The 3,766-nt window shown below is 60.5% G+C and carries 3 protein-coding genes; all 3 read right to left on the bottom strand.

From position 1 onward, the window contains the following. The coding region (locus C1D09_RS26350; RefSeq protein WP_143976995.1) for a DUF995 domain-containing protein at positions 1 to 570 on the bottom strand (570 nt) is incomplete at its 3' end. Positions 571 to 905: 335 nt separating this feature from the next. After that, positions 906 to 1,217 carry a hypothetical protein gene (locus C1D09_RS26355; protein ID WP_246135882.1) on the bottom strand — a complete coding sequence of 104 codons (312 nt, stop codon included), beginning with the start codon at positions 1,215 to 1,217 and terminating at the stop codon, positions 906 to 908. 397 nt (positions 1,218 to 1,614) lie between these two features. Continuing rightward, complete coding sequence (locus C1D09_RS26360; RefSeq protein ID WP_143976994.1) at positions 1,615 to 3,489, bottom strand: glycosyltransferase family 2 protein; 1,875 nt, start codon at positions 3,487 to 3,489, stop codon at positions 1,615 to 1,617. Positions 3,490 to 3,766 lie beyond the last annotated feature (277 nt).

Here is a 3,766-nt window from a genome sequence, read left to right on the forward strand (position 1 = left end):
CTCTTCGAACTGCGCGCCCTTGGTGTCGCCCACTTCGAATTTCCGGTATTCATCGGAAAGAGCCTCGGGGCTTCGCTTGAAACTGTACCAGTTCCCGTCCGGTTCCTTGCGCTGCTCAACGGCCCCGCCCCTCACGCGGTGGCTGTAGCAGATCCGCTGTTGCTTGCCCTTGTAGCTCTTGGACCGCCAGGCCGCGTCCATGCACATCTTGCCGTCGTTCGTCACCAGCCACCTGCCCTCGGCCACAGAGGCTGAATCCTGCCCCGAAGTCCAGGCCCTGAAGGGCCGACCGACCCGTCCAAAATAGGCCGCTCCATCTTTCCACAGCCATGTGCGGTCGGTGTAGAGACGCTGCAGCTCGAAAGCAGTCGGCACGGTAGAGGCGGCTTCCGCTGGCTTGGGGCTCTTTTCGTTGGCCGCCTGAGCCGCTCCTGAAAGCGCCAACTGGCCACAAACGACCAGCATGGGCACAAGCCAGGCGCGTCTGGCAGACTGGCCGCTTTTCTGCTCATGACTTCTGCAAGGAGAAGGCAATCCGGTCGAAACTGTCAGCGCAATCAGCAGTCGCATTTCGGTTTTTCGTATCCCGATCCAGCATAGCGCCGACACGACCATGACCCAGAACGCCCCGCCCGGAGCGTTCTCTCCATCGACACGACGCCAGACTTCCCGGGCCGTGCGGTCAGCAGTTGGCTTGCGCGCATTAACAGCTGGGCAAAGACCGATGTCAATCTTTTGCGCCGCAAGGAGGAGCGATAGGTCGAAGGATCGACAAGCCGCAAGACAGGCCGGCCCGAGGCTACGGCGTCAGGCCACGAGAGCGATGGAAGATGCTTGCGATTGGTATCGGCGCGCACGGAAATCCGGACGCAGGAGGTGACCGGCCAGACCCGTGCCGCCTCTTGCTAGCGCGCGCGGCAAGCCGCGCGCTGGCCAAATCCGCTTGGACCGCAGATCCAGGGTGAATGGCCCAGGAGCGGGCCAGCGCTGCCCAGCCTGAAGGAAACCTTCACCGGCGCCGGCGTGACGACCCTTGCCGGCTGCGGCCGCACGAAGGCGGCGTAGGCCGTCTCGGTCGTGCGCGTCACGCTGGTCACCTGCATGAGGCGCTTGTGGCGGAACACGCGAACCGGCTTCCTGCCGACGTCGTGGATTTTCTTGGTGGATGCATGCACCGCAGGCTTGCCGGCGAGTGAGCCGGTCGTGGTCGCGTCCATGCTCTGGCAACCGGAAACCGTCGATATAAGTACAATGGCGGCTATAGACCAGGCATTTTCTCTGCCCTTGGCAGCCAAACCCCTCATGAACTTGATCATCACCTATCCCCTGCCGAGAAATGCAAGTCGATTGGACGCGAGATATTTTTCTTCGATGTCTTCCGCGCCGAGTGAACAGCCAACCGCCCCTCACATCATGAGTATTAGAGGATACTTATTAAAATTCGCGCAAACGGCATGGTCAGTGCCGCCTTTAAGCACTCGACCGGATATAATTAAAATTTGATCTTATTTGCTTATGCCCGATGCGGCAGCAGGTTGCCGGCCGTCAGTCGAAGCCGTCCATCGAAGTGAGTGCAGTTCAGAAGAGCTCTTTGCGCGCGGAGGACCTTGGGCGTCAGCGCCGCGTTTCCCAACCCGGATCGAAGTAGAAATTGCGGGCGCCGATGTTGCCCTGGCCGGCGCCGGAAACCACATAGGCGATGCGGACGATGCGGATGCCGCCCGCTCCCTGCTGCAGCCCGTAGACGCCTTCCATGCCACGATCGTAAAAACCCGCGGTCGGCACGGCAAGCGCGAGCATCGCCAGCGATGCCTGAAAGGCCAGTTTCACGGCATTGGCACGCAGCGGGATCCGGTTCTCGATGACATGCCTTACGACGATGACCAGCACCAGAAGCCCGTAGAGGAAGGCGTTGAGGGCAGCGAACCAATAGAAGCCGGTGGCATCGAAGGGGTGATCGACGAGTAGGACAGGCAGCGCCGCACCGACCGCCAGCACCACATAGGGAACGAAGGCGCGCAACGGAATCAGGCTCTTAGGACCACTGCCCTTTGGCGTGACGCGAAAATCCACGAACGACTTGGTGAGATAGTCGCGCAGCGACGACACCGTGCCAGCCAGAACCCACGGCCAGCGGGCGAAGAAGAGGAACAGCGTGCCTTCCCAACTTATCGTCTTGGCCGTCATCGGCCGCGAGAGGCCGAATGCCTTCAGCATCATTACCAGGCCAACGAGGGCGCCGGCGTTGGGCAGGTAGTAGAAGAGGAAGTCGGCATACATGACGTTGGCAAAGTTGCGCCCGGTGAACAGCGCATACATCGGCATTGCATACATCAGCAGCGCAAAGACGGCGAACAACGGATACCAAAGCTGGCAAAACACGAACTGGAACCGCAACCTCGGCGACAGCTTGGGGAAGTATGTGGGCGAATATTCGAGCAGGATCGTCATCAGGCTGCGCGACCACTGGAATTCCTGGGTGACAAGATCGGCGAAGGTTTGCGGGCCATCGCCATGGGCAATAGCATCCATCGCATGCACGCCGCGCCATCCGGCTGCGTTGATCAGCATCGAGGTGGAATGGTCCTCCGCCAGTTCCGGGCCGAGACCGCCCGCCTGCTTCAATGCCTTGGTTCGCACGGCATAGTGTGAGCCGATGCAGAGCGGCGCCCCGCCGCCGGTATGACCGGATTGCAAGGGGCCATGGAACATCCCCTCCGGAAACAGCCGGCCGCGCGCTGACCAGCTTTCGGCGGCATTGTTGTCGCAGATGCTCGGTGCCGAGACATAGCCGACCGCGGGATCGGCGAAGGGATAAAGGATTTCCCTGAGATAGGTCGGCGTCGGCACATGGTCGGCGTCCATCTGCGCGACGAAATCGTAACGCTCATAACCATAATGGTCATAGAAGAAGGCCAGGTTGCCTTCCTTGCAGCGGGTGCGGCGCGGCCATATCTTGCGGTGGTAGTCTTCCCTCCCGCGCCGCGTCGATATGAGCACGCCGCGGGCCTCGCACCAGCGGACCGTCTCTTCGGAAGGATCCTCGTCGGCCAGCCAAGTGTCGTGCGGATAATCCTGCGCGAGCATTGCTTCCAACGTACGCGCAACCACGGCGAAGGGTTCGGACGGAGCCTTGGTCACCACCATGGCGACTCGCGAACTCTTCGGGACACTGTAAAGCTTTGAAGGTTTGCGTGACGCGTGCACGTTGAGCAGGAAGTACATCGGCATCAAGGTCAGCCAGGCCAGCACGAGGGTGGCAAAGGTGAATGGTCCGATGTGTTCGATATGATCCGGCTTCAGCCACCAGACCCAGAAAAAGCCGAGGGTGGCGAACCAGAAAGCCAGACCTGTCCGCAGGATCCATTGCTGGACCGGAGAGAGTACGGGCACGAGAAAAGCAGCCTTCTCCGCCGCATTGACCGGAACTGACCCGGGCCGCCCTGCCTGTCTGCTGGCACGGCTGATGATGCCTACGTCTAAACTCATACCCTTACGTGCCGCCACTTTGGGCTGCAGCCAACGACTGCTGCAAGGCCCTTAAATCCCCGCAGCAGAATCGGCTGTCACCCCGTTAGTGTCAACTAAATTAAATGTTGCTTAACCATCCTTGTTGAACGTTGGTTAACCTAACCCTTTGAACAGGAGCCAAACTTTCGGCATGAGGGCCAACGGTCGGCTCCGCAAGTCCGGGGAAATTTTCAGGGTTGGAAATAGCTGATGCGCCGAAGGCGCCCGGGGATTCCGCCAAGCCTGACCCATTAAC

This window comes from Mesorhizobium intechi, from assembly GCF_002879535.1.
In the GTDB taxonomy this organism is placed as follows: Bacteria; Pseudomonadota; Alphaproteobacteria; order Rhizobiales; family Rhizobiaceae; genus Mesorhizobium; species Mesorhizobium intechi.

Coding starts and splice junctions, on each gene's coding strand:
- C1D09_RS26355 (WP_246135882.1), bottom strand. CDS start 1,217: ATGGACGCGACCACGACCGGCTCACTCGCCGGCAAGCCTGCGGTGCAT.
- C1D09_RS26360 (WP_143976994.1), bottom strand. CDS start 3,489: ATGAGTTTAGACGTAGGCATCATCAGCCGTGCCAGCAGACAGGCAGGG.